We start from the raw sequence: 13,686 nt of genomic DNA, 5'->3' as shown, positions 1-13,686 counted from the left end.
CAGCGCGCCGGGTGCGGGATAGTCAGCCGTAAAGCTGTTCGAACCAGCTTTCAAGGATAATCACGGCAGAGGCGGAATCCACTTTGTCTTTGCCGAGAGCGCGGTAGCCGCCGTCTGCAAACAGATTGGCGCGGGCTTCCACTGTGCTGAGGCGCTCGTCATGGAGTTCAGCGCGGATCCCGAAACGCCCGTGCAGGCGGTTAGCGAATTTTTTCGCCTGATTTGTGACCAGCTGCGGCGTGCCGTCCATATTGAGCGGCAGGCCGACAACCACATAATCCGGCTGCCATTCACGGAACACAGCGGCGATCAGCTCCCAGTCAGGAATTCCCTCACGGGCTTTCAGTGCCGCCAGCGGGCGGGCGGTGCCGGTGATGGTCTGACCGACAGCCACACCAATGCTTTTGGTGCCGAAATCAAAGGCAATCACAGTATTGCTGCTCATTATGCGTGTCCGGCCTGTTGTGCGATGGTGTAAATATTCACGCCGATACCGGCGGCAGCTTCGCGCCAGCGGTCGGGCATCGGGGTACGGAACAGCAGGCGCTCGCTGGCATCCGCCACCAGCCAGCTGTTTTCCATGATTTCCCGCTCCAGCTGACCGGCCGTCCAGCTTGAGTAACCGAGCGTCATCAGGTAGTGCTCCGGTTGCTCTGCGGTTCCCAGCGTTTCCAGCACGTCTTTTGAGGTGGTCAGAAACAGGTCATCGGTCAGGCGGGTACTGGCAGCGTACTTTTTATCACCGGAGTGCAGAACAAAGCCGTTCTCTTCGGAAACGGGACCGCCGACCAGAACCGGTTTTTCCAGCGACTGATTTTCATCACGGATGTCCGGGGAGATTTTCAGCTTCTGCAGAATTTTACCGACAGACAGCTGTTCGATCGGTTTGTTGATCACCAGTCCCATCGCCCCGTTTTCATTGTGTTCACACAGATACACAACTGAACGCGCAAAATACGGATCATCCAGCGAGGGCATAGCAATGAGAATATGATGTTGTAAGTTCATAACCTTCTTTTCAGTCTGCCCGCAGACCGGAAAAAACAGCCTGCGGGTGTGAATGTACAGACACAGCGCCGGCTGTTACCGGCCGAGACGTTTTTCAATGGCATCCATCAGCATGCCGGTGACAGAAACATCCGGTTGTGCGGCTTCAATTTCGCGGGCACAGGTCGGGCTGGTTACGTTGATTTCAGTCAGGCGGTCGCCGATTACATCGAGGCCGACAAAAATCAGACCTTTTTCTTTGAGGACCGGTGCCACGCTGCGGGCAATGGCCCAATCGCTCTCACTCAGCGGACGCACTTCACCGTGACCACCGGCAGCGAGGTTACCGCGCGTTTCGCCTTTGGCCGGAATGCGCGCCAGGCAGTAAGGAACCGGCTCGCCGTCCACCACCAGGATACGTTTGTCACCGTCTTTGATGGCAGGCAGGAAGTTTTGCGCCATGCAGAAAGTATGACCGTGATTTGTCAGGGTTTCGATAATCACACCGACGTTAGGGTCATCCTGTTTCAGACGGAAAATAGACGCACCACCCATGCCGTCGAGCGGTTTGAAAATCACATCACCGTGTTTTTTGTGGAACTCACGCAGACGCTGTGCACTGCGGGTGACCAGGGTGTCCGGGGTCAGATCGGCAAACCAGGCGGTGAACAGTTTTTCGTTACAGTCGCGCAGGCTCTGCGGTTTGTTGACGATCAGGGAACCGGCACTTTCCGCACGCTCCAGGATATAGGTGGCGTAAATGAATTCAGTATCAAACGGCGGATCTTTGCGCATCAGAATGACATTCAGTGTACCCAGCGCGATATCCTGCTCACTGCCGAACTGATACCAGCCTGCCGGGTCTTCTTTCACCGTCAGAGTGCGGGTACGGGCACGGGCAACGCCCTGATGCAGATAAAGGTCATTCATCTCCATATAATGGATTTCATAACCACGGCGCTGTGCTTCGAGCAGCATCGCGAAACTGGTGTCTTTTTTGATTTTGATGGAATCGATAGGATCCATCACAATACCGAGCTTGATCATTTTTTCTCCTTAACCCAGATCGCCGAAACGCACCTGCAATGCGGTGATTGCAGTGAGCGCGGTGGTTTCTGTGCGTAATACACGCGGCCCTAATAATATGTCGGTAAACTGATGACCGGCGGTCATCGCGATTTCCTCTGCCGACAGCCCGCCTTCCGGGCCAATCAGCAATCGCACTTTAGCGGTTTCTGCGGGCAGTGTATTGATACTTTGTGATGCACGCGGATGTAAATTTATCTTCAGGGCATCATCATTTTCCGCACACCATGCTTCCAGACTCTGCACCGGGCGGATCTCCGGAATCACGTTGCGGCCGCACTGCTCGCAGGCGGCGATGGCAATTTTCTGCCACTGCTGCTGTTTTTTGTCCAGCCGTTCACCGTCCAGTTTAACACCACAGCGTTCAGAGATCAGGGGGGTAATAATCTGAACACCCAGTTCAACGGATTTCTGAATGGTGAATTCCATTTTTTCGCCGCGTGACATCACTTGTCCGAGATGGATGAACAGCGGGGATTCGCGGTTGTCGTCCTGCTCATCTGTTACACGGACGGACACACTTTTTTTGCTGATATCCGTAATTTCGGCATTAAAAATCCGGTTGGTGCCGTTAAACAGGATCAGGGAATAGCCGGTTTTCATCCGGAGCACACGGGCAACATGGTTGGTGCCGTCATCTGTCAGTTCTGTCACCATGCCGGGGGTTAAAGTGGCGGGGTGATAAATGCGCGGGATCCGCATGAAAATATCCTTTACGTTCTGCCGGCACGCTGCCGGTTGATACACATTGCCCCATGATAATAGAGGGGGGATCCTCACTGCAAGCATCAGCCGGGATCATTACATGCCGGGGTAACTGTCAATATTGCGTGATGGATCGAAAAAAAATGTAATTCGGCTGTAATCAGGGAAAAAAACGTGTCTTTCCCGGGACGGTCAGGCAGGCTGCGGATATCGCAACAGAGAAAGGCGCGGGGGAAACATGGACTGGCTGATTATGATTATCTGGGGAGTATTTTTGCCGCCGCCGCTGAAAGCCGGGACGGAATATATTCTGCGCCATTACTATCAGTATCCGCAGCGGTTACCGGGCGGGTGGCTGTATCTGCACTGCCTGTTATCCGGCGTGCTGATAGTGTTCTGGTCAGACGGGCAGGGTGTGTATGTCCTGTTTCTGACACTGCTGTTTTTGTGCTTGGTGATGCTGTTTCATATTGATAACTCGGTATTTTATCTGCCGGATAAACTGGTGTTTCCGGTGCTGTGGGCCGGATTGCTGTTTCAGAATGAGGTTCGCCTGGTGACGTTCTCTTCCGCGTTGTACGGGGTGATCGGCGGTTTTTTTCTGCTCTGGAGTGTGGCGGAAGGCTATGCCTGGTGCCGGAAAAAAAGCGGCCTGGGCGGCGGGGATATCAAACTGTTTTCTGCCTCCGGTGCCTGGGTGGGGGCGGAACAGCTCGCGCTGTTGCTGATGCTGGCCTGTGTGTCCGCGCTGGTGGTGTCCGGGCTGCAATATTTACGTCACCGCTGTCATCATCACCCGCGATGCGGCCCGCGCATTATTGCCTTCGGGCCGCATTTAATTGCGGGGATGATTATGGTGATGGGAATGATATCAGGCAGTCGTTTTCAGTAACGGGATCAGCCTTTCCCAGTGTGATTCCGCACCGAGTACAGCCTGGTTCGGGATGTGCTGAAATGCGCCGTCCTCTTCCAGCAGCAGGGTCGGGAAGCCGCCGGTCGGGTTATGCACAAATAACTGACGGCTCTCATGAATATGCTGCTCAGTATTATCAGACTGAATATCACTGATACCCAGTTTATCCGCCAGTCTGCGCAAAGTATCGCGGTTAAGCGGCAGCCCGTCCTGATAATAGGCTTTCTGGCAGGCTTCCAGCATGTCAATGCCTTTACCGGACTGCGCCTGTGCACTGAGAATAGCGGCAATCGGCGGCACGGAATCCATCACCCACTCCTGATTTTTCAGCAGGGTGTAAAAGGCATCGGTAAACGGTTGTCCGGTCAGCTGAGTGATGCGCTGATTGTGGTTGCGGATCATCTCCCGCATGCTGTCATCTGCCGGGCGGCGCTGTGAGCCGGTGATCATCCCGCCGCCGTGCAGGGCGATCGTCACGCCCTGTTTATGTGCGGCCTGAATAAACGGCGCGATACCATAACACCAGCCGCAGAGCGGATCATAAATATAGTGCAGCGTTTTTACTGACATTCTGTTTTCCTTAAATCAGATTACTGCGGCCAGCGCATTTCGCCTTTGAGCACTTTGGCACTCAGTTCGAGGCTTGACTCATCCGCCAGGGCCGGGTAAGCGGCTTTCAGTGTGCTGATCATCTGCTGTGAGTCCTTACTCTCTTTCAGAGCGGTTTCCGCACGGGTCAGATAATCTGCGGTAAAGGTAATGGCAGCCGGTGAAAAATGGCTGTTACCGACATAATGGCCGGGCACCACGGTGGCCGGATGTTTGTCCTGCATACTTTTCAGCGACTGCTGCCAGTACTGACGGGATTCCGGGGTTTGCGTATCCGCCAGCCAGACATGGATATTCTCTGAAACCAGCACGCCGCCCATCACTGCGGACAGTGACGGCACCCATACATAACTGCGCTCCGGCGCCGGGCTGTTCAGTCCCTCAATCAGAATACTTTCCCCTTCCAGCATAATGCGGTTGCCTTCTAACGGTTCCGGCACAATGATACTCTGCGGGGCATTCTCTTTCAGAACCGGTCCCCAGTAAGCCAGTTTGCCGTCTTTGCTCTCTTTAATCAGTGCGACGGTCTGCGGAGTGGCGACAATCTTAGCCTGCGGGAAGGCTTTTTTCAGTTCATCCAGACCGAAATAGAAATCCGGATCAGAATGGCTGATATAAATGGTGGTCAGCGTTTTGCCGGTCGCACGGATTTTATCCGCCAGTACCTGAGCATCATCTTTCTGAAACTGGGCATCAATCAGAACCACCTCATTTTTGCCGCTGATGATTTCCGAGGAAACCGGGAAGATACTTTTTTCGCCGGGGTTATACACTTCCAGCGACAGCGGTGCGGCGGCAGTAACAAAAGAAGCCCCCATCAGGGCGCTGAATACCAGTGAGGTACGGATTGCAGAAGTCATGGTGTTATCCTTTTTGCAGGTGAATCGTTAAGATGACGCTATAATAAGTTGCATAATCCGCCGGAAAAACCCCATAATCCGGTCTTCATTGTTGCATAAACCGGACAAATAAAATGGACAGGATCACTGCCGCTCAGGTTTTTATTACCATTACCGAACAGCGCAGCATGAGCAAAGCTGCGGATATGCTGGGAATGTCCCGCGCGATGGTCACGCGCTATCTGGCCGAAATGGAAAACTGGGCCGGTGTGCGGTTGCTGAACCGGACAACCCGCAGTCTGACGCTGACCTCCGCCGGTGAAGCGGTGCTGACGCAAAGCCGGGAATTGCTGTCACTGGCAACGGCGATTGCCCGTCCGGTGGTGACGGAAGATGAGGCGGTCAGCGGCCTGGTGCGTGTCACCTGTGCCCAGTCACTGGCGATGGTGGCACTGTCAAAGGCGCTTGTGCAGTTCCGGGCCCGCTATCCGGCTGTTGCTGTCGATGTGCAGGTCACAAACAAGGCGATCAGCCTGGTGGAGGAGCGCATTGATCTGGGGATCCGCATCACCAACAATCTCGAACCAAACCTGATCGCGAAGCCGCTTTCCCGTTGTGATTCTGTGGTCTGTGCGTCACCGGCCTATCTGGAAAAGCATGGGTACCCGCCGTCACCCGAAGCGCTCAGTGAACTGACCTGTCTGACCTATAATTTTTACGGCCGCAGTCTGTGGCTGTTTGAACGGGATGAACAGGTGATTTCTGTCCCGGTAAGCGGGGCGCTCAGTGCCAATGAATCCACTTTTCTGCTGGAAGCAACGCTGAACGGGGAAGGTATTGCATTGCAGCCTTACTGTTCGGTGTATGAACATCTGAAAACCGGGCGACTGGTACGTCTGTTTCCTGAATACCGGCTGCCTGCGCTCGGCATTTATGGCATTTATACCAGCCGCGAGCATATGGCGCGGCCGCTGCGCCTGCTGCTGGATTTTCTGGCGGAGTGGTTTGCGCATTCGCCGGACTGGCTGCCGTATCTGCTGGATGAAAAAACTAACCGGTAACCCGCTTTAACTGCCGCAGAACGGCCTGCATATGCTGGCGGAGATGGGTGATAAAAATATCTGTCAGTACAGAATGCGGTCTGTGCAGCGGGCGGATCAGGCTCACGGTGAACGGAATATCCTCACTGAACGGGCGGACACAAATTCCGCTGCAATCCATGGCAGTCAGCGGGTTAACGACAGACACCCCCAGCCCCTCCCTGACCATGGCACATACCGAGGCCGCACTGTGTGTTTCCATGATCATCCGGCGCGGGATCTGCTTTTCACTGAACAATGTATCGATTTTCTGCCGGTAACTGTCCGCAACGGACAGACTGATAAAATTCTGCTGCGCAAAATCAGCAGGGGTCAGTACTGATTTGCTGCACAGCGGATGCGACTCCGGCAGCACACAGACTTCACTGAGCGTGAGCAGGGTTTCCTGCAGGGTGCCGGGTGGTGTCAGCTGATGTTCGGTGATCCCGAGGTCATAGCGCTGGGCGGAGAGCCACTCTTCAAGAAGCGGTGATTCCTGCGGGGCGATTTCAAAATTCACATCCGGATACTGCGCATGAAATGTGCGGCAGACCGCGGGCAGTAATGACTGAGCAAAGGCGGGCAGACAGGTGATTGCCAGCTGGGCATGCTGAAACTGGCGGATGCTCTCCGCTGCCCGGCTGATGCGCTCAAGCCCGTAATACGATCGCTCCACTTCCTCAAATAACCGCAGCCCCTGTTCTGTCGGGTGCAGGCGGCCTTTGATGCGGTCGAAAACACGGAACCCGAGGATTTTTTCGAAACGGGCAAGCTCCCGGCTGACCGTCGGCTGTGAGGTATGCAGCAGTTGCGCGGCATCCGTCAGACTTTTTGTTGTCATAACCGCGTGGAAAATATCAATGTGACGCCAGGAGTAGTGTTCCATTATTCATCAAGTTCATATCAGTAATGAATAGATCTTAGCAAATCAGATATTTTAAATCGCGCAGAATTTTTGTCACGATGGAAAAAAATGAGATCACGATCAAAAAGAGCACAACATCATGACCATCGCAACCAAAACACTCCGTGCCCCGTTTACCCCGGATGCCCTGCGCAGCTTAGCTCAGCAATACGGTACCCCGCTGTGGCTGTATGACAGTGAGGTGATTGTCAGCCGCATTGCCCGGCTGAACCGCTTTGATGTGATCCGTTTTGCACAGAAAGCCAATTCGAATATTCATATTCTGCGCCTGATGCATGAGCATGGTGTAAAGGTGGATTCTGTATCCGCAGGGGAAATCGAACGGGCACTGAAAGCCGGTTACCGTCCGGATGAGATTGTTTTCACCGCCGATATGATCACAGAAGAAACGCTGGATCGCGTGCTGGAACTCGGCATCGCGGTGAATACCGGCTCGGTGGATATGCTGCGCCAGATTGGTGCCCGTCGTCCGGGACACCCGGTGTGGCTGCGCATTAATCCGGGGTTTGGTCACGGCCACAGCCAGAAAACCAATACCGGTGGCGAGAACAGCAAACACGGGATCTGGTTTGCGGATCTCGGTGAAGCACTGGCGGAGATCAGCCATTATCAGCTGACATTAACCGGCATCCATATGCATATCGGTTCCGGTGTGGATTATGAGCACTTGGCTACGGTCTGTGATGCCATGGCCGAACTGGTGATCACTAATAATCTGGATATCCGCGCGATTTCTGCCGGCGGCGGATTATCGACCCCTTACCGTGAAGGGGATGAAGTTATTGATATCGATAATTATTTTTCACTCTGGGATGCCGCCCGGGCACGTATTGCCCGCCATCTCGGCCGTGAGATCACCCTGGAAATTGAACCGGGTCGTTATCTGGTGGCGGAATCCGGTATTCTGCTGGCACAGGTGCGGGCGGTCAAAGGTATGGGGAGCCGTCACTATGTGCTGGTGGACAGTGGTTTTAATGACCTGATGCGTCCGGCCATGTACGGCAGTTATCACCATATTTCTGTGTTACCGGCAGCGGGAGAGCTGCAAAACAGCACAGTGCGGGAAACGATTGTGGCCGGGCCGTTATGTGAATCCGGGGATGTGTTTACCCAGCTGGAAGGCGGAATGGTGGTGCCGCGTGCATTACCGGAAGCCGGTGTGAATGATTTTCTGGTCTTTCACGATACCGGGGCATACGGTGCGTCGATGTCATCGAATTACAACAGCCGTCCGTTATTACCGGAAATCTTATTTACTGACGGAAAGGCAAAACTGATCCGCCGTCGTCAGACAATTGATGAACTGATGGCGCTGGAAATCACTGAATAATATATTATCCGTTATTGTTTCTGACTGATATTGAAAATCCCCGGGAATAACATCCCGTGGATTTTATTTTTATACTCCCCGGGAGTATATTATTGTTATTTATTATCACATAAAGATAACAATATAATAATGATTATTAACGCAATAACTGCATCCGGAGGCGGTATCCCGGCAGAGTGTGACAGACGTTATAAAACAGATTACCTGTCATAGAGTCCCCGCACTGTTACCTCTATTATCCCTTTAGTTACTTTATTATTTATCGCCGGTACAGTTTTTATATAACAGTGCCGGTCAGCTTTTTCCGGGGACGTGCGTATTATGAATTTAATGCAGCCATTTGTATCAGAAAAATTAACACTTAAAAATAAATTAGTTTATCCGCCGGTCAGAATAAAACGCGCTGCTGACGGCTACGCGAATTACTTTCATCTGGCGCATTATATGTCTTTTGCTGTCGGTCAGGTCGGGCTGATTATTATGGAAGAGTGCGCTGTTACCGCTGACGGTCGTCTGGGCAGTGGCGCGCTGGGTTTATATGAGGACGGGCATGTCACGATGCTGGCGCAGATTGTGGCGATGCTGCAAAATGAAGGCAGCAAAGTGGCGATTCAGCTTAATCATGCAGGCAGCAAGTCACGGCTGGAATCCGGCAATATTATTCAGGATATTAATGCATTAACCGCAGAAGATATTACGGCATTGTTTGACTGTTATACACACGCGGCGGCACGGGCAGATAAAGCCGGTTTTGATGCCGTGGAAATTATGGCATCTCACGAGTTTCTGATTTCTCAGTTTATTGACAGGCGGACAAATCAGCGCAGCGATAAATATGCCGATCCGGTTATTTTCCTGACTGAATTACTGACCGCAGTCCGCAAATCCTGGCCGGAAGATAAAGCTATTATTTTACGTATCGGCACCCGTTACTGCGAAGAAGACAGTATTTCATTTACACAAAAAATTCTGCGTAATATAAATCCGCTTATTGATATTGTGCATATATCTAATGGCGGCAGTCAGATGCACGGAACAAATAAAGGTGTTGCTTATCAGCTGGAAGATACCAAAGGGGTAAAAAAAGGCTGTGAAAAACCGGTTATTGTTGTCGGGGGTATTCGTGATCACCAACTGGCTGATGATATATTAGAACATCAGTATGCGGATTTAATTGCTGTCGGTCGCGGGTTATTACGCAATCCTAACTGGTATCTGGAATATTTACTGAAATATGATCGTAAATTAATTCCCCGTCCGTATATCCGGGCATTTCGCTGATAACAGTAAATACAATGACAGGAAGATAACATGGCAATATCAGTCTTAAAACGTATTTTCAGTGCCGGTGTATTACTGCTGTGTTTCAATTGTGCCGGGGCAAAAGAAATCACCGATCTCACCGGAAACCGGGTCACTATTCCGGATACGGTAGAGCGGATTGCGGTTGTGCCTATTCCGTGGATGTCGATGATTTATGTGGTGGATGGTTCAGATGCAAAAATTGCCGGGATGCATCCGTCAGCAAAAGAGGCTTACCGCAACAGTATTTTAAAAACACTGGCGCCCGGAATTGAGAAGGTGAACAGCACTTTTGTGAATAAAGATTTCACGATTAACGGTGAAGAGCTGGTCAGGTTAAACCCGGATCTGGTGATTATCTGGGATTACCAGAAAGAAGAAAAAGAGAAACTGGATAAACTCGGTATCCCGGCGGTGGCAATCAGATACGGTGATTTGGATGATGTGAAAAACGGGATCAGGTTGCTGGGCGATATTCTGGGCAAAGAAAAGCGGGTCGCAGATTTACTGGCTTTTTTTGATCATCAGATTGAGTCAGTGAACACGGTGACAAGAGACTCAACTCCGGTGACTATTCGTGAAATGCCGTACGGAAAGCCGGGCATTTTGTATGTCAGAGACAAAAACCTGACGGTGGCCGGCAAAACCTCGGTAAACAGCCTGATGATCAACCGGGCCGGGGGCATTAATCTGACAGATGATATGCCGGTGAAACCAAATTGGATCACGGTATCGGCAGAGCAGGTGGTCAACCTGGATCCTGAAATTATTATTCTGAGCCAGTTTGATTCATTCGTGCCGGAAGATGTGTACCGGAATACGGTCGGCTGGCAGGGCGCAGAAACGATTTCAGCCGTGAAGAACAGACGTGTCTATAAAGCCCCTATCGGTATTTACCGCTGGGATGCACCGGGGATCGAAACGCCGCTGATGATGAAATGGATTGAAGCGCGGGTTAAGCGTAAACCGGCAGATGATGCGGCAATACAGCAGGATATCCGTCAGTTCTTTAAGCAGTTCTTTGATACCGATCTGACAGACGCACAAATACGGGAAATCCTCAGCCTGGATGCCAATATGACCGGTAACAGCGATACAGGACGGTAATACAGAGCGCAGTAATGGCGGAGCAGGGAACTGCTCCGCCGTGTTATTTATGCGCCGGGATTTTCACCTTTGCGGTAACGGTGAGAATGGGCGTGTGATTTTAAGCCGATAATCTCCGGTGCAAACTCATCCACATTAATCGAGCGCAGACGGCTGGCTTCGGCTTTGCGCAGAATATCCGCTTCTTCCGGAGTGACTTTTCCGCCCTCCAGGGCAATATCTGCCAGTTTATCCAGCCGGGTGAAATCAATGTGTTTTTCAGCCATGCGGCTCAGGCGATCCACCAGCGGTTCGGCGGCGAGAATATCACTGAGTGCAGCATTGAGCAGCCCGTGCGGGTTGTTGGGATCAGGTGCCAGATATTGTCCGCGTCCGATTCTGTCGCGGGTCTCTGACGGTTCCTGCAGCAGACGGGCGAGTTTGCTGTCCAGTCTGTCTGACGGCGGACGGTGATGGCGGCCTGTCGGGAAGATGGTCAGGCGCAGCAGCGCAGCGACTTTGCGGTCAGGGAAGTTGGTCAGCAGTTCATCCATCGCTTTTTCAGCCTCATACAGGCAATCCTGTACAGCCCAGTGCACCAGCGGTAAGTCTGCCTGCGGACGGCCATCCTCATCAAAGCGTTTTAAGGTGGCGGATGCCAGGTAAAGCTGGCTGAGTATATCGCCGAGTCTGGCGGAGATCCGCTCACGGCGTTTTAAGCTGCCGCCGAGTGTCGCCATGGCAATATCAGACAACAGTGCCAGGTTGGCGCTCAGCCGGTTGAGGTGCTGATAATAGCGGCGGGTGGCATCCCGGAACGGTGACGGGCTGAAATGTCCGCGTGAAAGTCCGAGCCAGAAACTGCGGGTGGCAGCGGTTAACACATGGCCGACATGAGCAAACAGCGCGTTATCGAAGTCATTCAGCTGATTATCCGCCGCTGCGGCCATCTCAGTCAGTATGTACGGGTGACAGCGGATAGCGCCCTGACCAAAGATAATCATACTGCGGGTCAGAATATTGGCACCTTCGACAGTAATCGCGATAGGCGCACCCTGATAGTTGCGGGCCAGGAAGTTGGACGGTCCGAGGCAGATACCTTTACCCCCCGCAATATCCATGGCATCAATAATGGCGCGCTGTCCCCGGTGGGTACAGTGGTATTTCACAATCGCGGACAGAACCGCCGGTTTTTCTCCCAGCATAATACCGGTGGTGATCAGTGTGGCGGCGGCATCCATCAGATAGGCATTTCCGGCAATCCGCGCCAGCGGCTCCTCAATCCCTTCCATTTTGCCGATCGGCATTCGGAACTGGCGGCGGATATAAGAATAAGCACCGATTGCCATGGCCGCACTTTTCAGCCCGCCGGTGGCATTGGACGGCAGGGTGATACCACGCCCGACCGACAGACACTCCACCAGCATGCGCCAGCCCTGTCCGGCCATAGCCGGCCCGCCGATAATATAATCCAGCGGCACAAAGACATCTTTGCCGCGTGTCGGGCCGTTCTGAAACGGGACATTAAGCGGGAAATGACGGGTGCCGGTTTCAACCCCGGGGGTATTTACCGGGATGAGTGCGCAGGTGATCCCGAGCGAGGCTTTTTCACCGAGCAGTTTGTCCGGGTCATACAGTTTAAAGGCGAGACCCAGTACTGTGGCGACCGGTGCCAGGGTGATATAGCGTTTATTCCAGTTCAGGCGCATGCCGAGCACCTGTTCACCCTGCCATTCGCCGGTGCAGATAATCCCGGTATCCGGAATGGCACCGGCATCTGAACCGGCTTCCGGGCTGGTCAGGGCAAAGCAGGGGATTTCCTCCCCGGAGGCCAGTCCCGGCAGCCAGCGTTTTTTCTGCTCATCAGTGCCGTAGTGCTGTAACAGCTCTCCCGGCCCCAGTGAGTTAGGAACGCCGACGGTAATCGCCAGAATACCGGAAACTCCGGCGAGTTTTTGCAGCACCCGCGCCTGGGCATAGGCGGAGAACGCCAGGCCGCCATATTCTTTGCGGATGATCATGGCGAAGAATTTATGCTCGCGCAGGAACTGCCATAGCTCCGGCGGCAGATCTGCCAGTTCGTGGGTAATTTCAAAATCATTGGCCATCCGGCAGGCTTCTTCTGCCGGGCCGTCGAGGAAAGCCTGTTCTTCTGCTGTCAGTTGCGGGGCAGGATAGCTGTGCAGTTTCTGCCAGTCCGGCTGCCCGCGAAATAAATCACCTTCCCACCAGGTGGTACCCGCATCGATCGCCTCTTTTTCTGTCTGCGACATCGGCGGCATTACTTTGCGGAACAGCAGCATCAGACGGCTGCTGAACAGTGCCTGACGGACGGGGGTGATAACAAACGGCAGGGTAACCAGCACCAGTAAAACGGTGACAGTAAACGGCCATAAACGGAAGATATTCATGACGATACTGAACAGTACCAGTGTCATTGCACTGTACTTCAGGCTGACCCGGTGAAATGAGAGCAACCCGGTGACGGCGATAAACAGAATAATGCTGATTAGTAACATGATGAACCTCCGTAGGCGGATATTCGTGTCAGCACAATATGATGTCATCAGAGGTCTGACCTGTTGTGTTCAGATTTAGCGCAACGGCGGAATAACTTCAATGATTTCACATTTTATTTACAACTCAGCTCACAAAATTAGCAAAATAAAATCCGGCCATTGACAAACCCGCAGGGGTTGGCGACGACCGACAGAGGTTGTAAAAATAAACCAGGAAAAACCACGTTTTATCCTTCTTTGTCAGCAATCTCAATGTGTCTTATTTGCAGATACCACGGATTGTGACTTCTTTCACCCCGGCAGATC

The 13,686-nt window shown here is 52.8% G+C and carries 13 protein-coding genes; 5 read left to right on the top strand and 8 right to left on the bottom strand.

Going from position 1 to position 13,686, the window contains the following annotated elements; all coding sequences use genetic code 11:
- Positions 1-22 precede the first annotated feature (22 nt).
- The 4 genes from ruvX to rsmE all read right to left on the bottom strand — a co-directional run bounded on the left by ruvX (position 23) and on the right by rsmE (position 2,775).
- On the bottom strand, positions 23-445 hold the full coding sequence (gene ruvX / locus X965_RS15770; RefSeq protein WP_004237826.1) for a Holliday junction resolvase RuvX: 423 nt from the start codon (positions 443-445) through the stop codon (positions 23-25).
- Positions 445-1,008 (bottom strand): YqgE/AlgH family protein, encoded by a 564-nt coding sequence (locus tag X965_RS15765; protein ID WP_032097911.1) that lies wholly within the window; start codon positions 1,006-1,008, stop codon positions 445-447. Before X965_RS15765 ends, ruvX begins: the two co-directional genes overlap by 1 nt.
- Positions 1,009-1,083: 75 nt before the next feature.
- Entirely contained in the window at positions 1,084-2,034 is a 951-nt protein-coding gene (gene gshB, locus X965_RS15760; RefSeq protein ID WP_036418815.1) for a glutathione synthase, read from the bottom strand.
- A gap of 9 nt (positions 2,035-2,043) precedes the next feature.
- Entirely contained in the window at positions 2,044-2,775 is a 732-nt protein-coding gene (gene rsmE / locus X965_RS15755) for a 16S rRNA (uracil(1498)-N(3))-methyltransferase (RefSeq protein ID WP_036418813.1), read from the bottom strand.
- Between the two features lie 241 nt (positions 2,776-3,016).
- Here rsmE and X965_RS15750 point away from each other — a divergent pair, with 241 nt between their 5' ends.
- Entirely contained in the window at positions 3,017-3,670 is a 654-nt protein-coding gene (locus X965_RS15750) for an A24 family peptidase (protein WP_036418810.1), read from the top strand.
- Here X965_RS15750 and X965_RS15745 read toward each other — a convergent pair.
- Entirely contained in the window at positions 3,650-4,261 is a 612-nt protein-coding gene (locus X965_RS15745; protein WP_004237832.1) for a DsbA family protein, read from the bottom strand. The genes X965_RS15750 and X965_RS15745 overlap by 21 nt on opposite strands.
- Before the next feature lie 20 nt (positions 4,262-4,281).
- A complete protein-coding gene (locus X965_RS15740; protein WP_004237833.1) occupies positions 4,282-5,160 on the bottom strand; it encodes an MBL fold metallo-hydrolase in 879 nt (292 codons plus the stop codon).
- A gap of 113 nt (positions 5,161-5,273) precedes the next feature.
- Here X965_RS15740 and X965_RS15735 point away from each other — a divergent pair, with 113 nt between their 5' ends.
- Positions 5,274-6,200, top strand: coding sequence for a LysR family transcriptional regulator (locus tag X965_RS15735; protein ID WP_036418807.1), 927 nt, complete (start codon positions 5,274-5,276; stop codon positions 6,198-6,200).
- On the opposite strand, the gene X965_RS15730 is transcribed toward X965_RS15735, so the two are convergent.
- Positions 6,190-7,104, bottom strand: coding sequence for a LysR family transcriptional regulator (locus X965_RS15730; protein WP_004237837.1), 915 nt, complete (start codon positions 7,102-7,104; stop codon positions 6,190-6,192). The genes X965_RS15735 and X965_RS15730 overlap by 11 nt on opposite strands.
- Before the next feature lie 118 nt (positions 7,105-7,222).
- Between X965_RS15730 and lysA the strand changes: the two genes are divergently transcribed.
- The 3 genes from lysA to X965_RS15715 all read left to right on the top strand — a co-directional run bounded on the left by lysA (position 7,223) and on the right by X965_RS15715 (position 10,882).
- A complete protein-coding gene (gene lysA, locus X965_RS15725) occupies positions 7,223-8,473 on the top strand; it encodes a diaminopimelate decarboxylase (RefSeq protein ID WP_036418804.1) in 1,251 nt (416 codons plus the stop codon).
- 321 nt (positions 8,474-8,794) lie between these two features.
- The gene (locus tag X965_RS15720) at positions 8,795-9,754 is read left to right on the top strand and encodes a tRNA-dihydrouridine synthase (protein WP_036418800.1); all 960 of its coding nucleotides are present in this window, start codon (positions 8,795-8,797) and stop codon (positions 9,752-9,754) included.
- A gap of 30 nt (positions 9,755-9,784) precedes the next feature.
- Positions 9,785-10,882 carry an ABC transporter substrate-binding protein gene (locus X965_RS15715; RefSeq protein ID WP_036418798.1) on the top strand — a complete coding sequence of 366 codons (1,098 nt, stop codon included), beginning with the start codon at positions 9,785-9,787 and terminating at the stop codon, positions 10,880-10,882.
- Between the two features lie 47 nt (positions 10,883-10,929).
- Here the strand turns inward: X965_RS15715 and fadE are convergent, their stop codons facing one another.
- Positions 10,930-13,380, bottom strand: coding sequence for an acyl-CoA dehydrogenase FadE (gene fadE, locus X965_RS15710; RefSeq protein ID WP_004237842.1), 2,451 nt, complete (start codon positions 13,378-13,380; stop codon positions 10,930-10,932).
- Positions 13,381-13,686 lie beyond the last annotated feature (306 nt).

It is taken from the genome of Morganella sp. EGD-HP17, assembly GCF_000512315.2.
GTDB lineage: Bacteria > Pseudomonadota > Gammaproteobacteria > Enterobacterales > Enterobacteriaceae > Morganella > Morganella morganii.
Note: the sequence above shows the minus strand (reverse complement) of the source record. Positions and strands in the feature narration are given on the sequence as shown.

Bases quoted from the DNA above. Each gene is read 5' to 3' on its own strand.
- ruvX (WP_004237826.1), bottom strand. From the start codon at position 445: ATGAGCAGCAATACTGTGATTGCCTTTGATTTCGGCACCAAAAGCATT.
- X965_RS15765 (WP_032097911.1), bottom strand. From the start codon at position 1,008: ATGAACTTACAACATCATATTCTCATTGCTATGCCCTCGCTGGATGAT.
- gshB (WP_036418815.1), bottom strand. From the start codon at position 2,034: ATGATCAAGCTCGGTATTGTGATGGATCCTATCGATTCCATCAAAATC.
- rsmE (WP_036418813.1), bottom strand. From the start codon at position 2,775: ATGCGGATCCCGCGCATTTATCACCCCGCCACTTTAACCCCCGGCATG.
- X965_RS15750 (WP_036418810.1), top strand. From the start codon at position 3,017: ATGGACTGGCTGATTATGATTATCTGGGGAGTATTTTTGCCGCCGCCG.
- X965_RS15745 (WP_004237832.1), bottom strand. From the start codon at position 4,261: ATGTCAGTAAAAACGCTGCACTATATTTATGATCCGCTCTGCGGCTGG.
- X965_RS15740 (WP_004237833.1), bottom strand. From the start codon at position 5,160: ATGACTTCTGCAATCCGTACCTCACTGGTATTCAGCGCCCTGATGGGG.
- X965_RS15735 (WP_036418807.1), top strand. From the start codon at position 5,274: ATGGACAGGATCACTGCCGCTCAGGTTTTTATTACCATTACCGAACAG.
- X965_RS15730 (WP_004237837.1), bottom strand. From the start codon at position 7,104: ATGGAACACTACTCCTGGCGTCACATTGATATTTTCCACGCGGTTATG.
- lysA (WP_036418804.1), top strand. From the start codon at position 7,223: ATGACCATCGCAACCAAAACACTCCGTGCCCCGTTTACCCCGGATGCC.
- X965_RS15720 (WP_036418800.1), top strand. From the start codon at position 8,795: ATGAATTTAATGCAGCCATTTGTATCAGAAAAATTAACACTTAAAAAT.
- X965_RS15715 (WP_036418798.1), top strand. From the start codon at position 9,785: ATGGCAATATCAGTCTTAAAACGTATTTTCAGTGCCGGTGTATTACTG.
- fadE (WP_004237842.1), bottom strand. From the start codon at position 13,380: ATGTTACTAATCAGCATTATTCTGTTTATCGCCGTCACCGGGTTGCTC.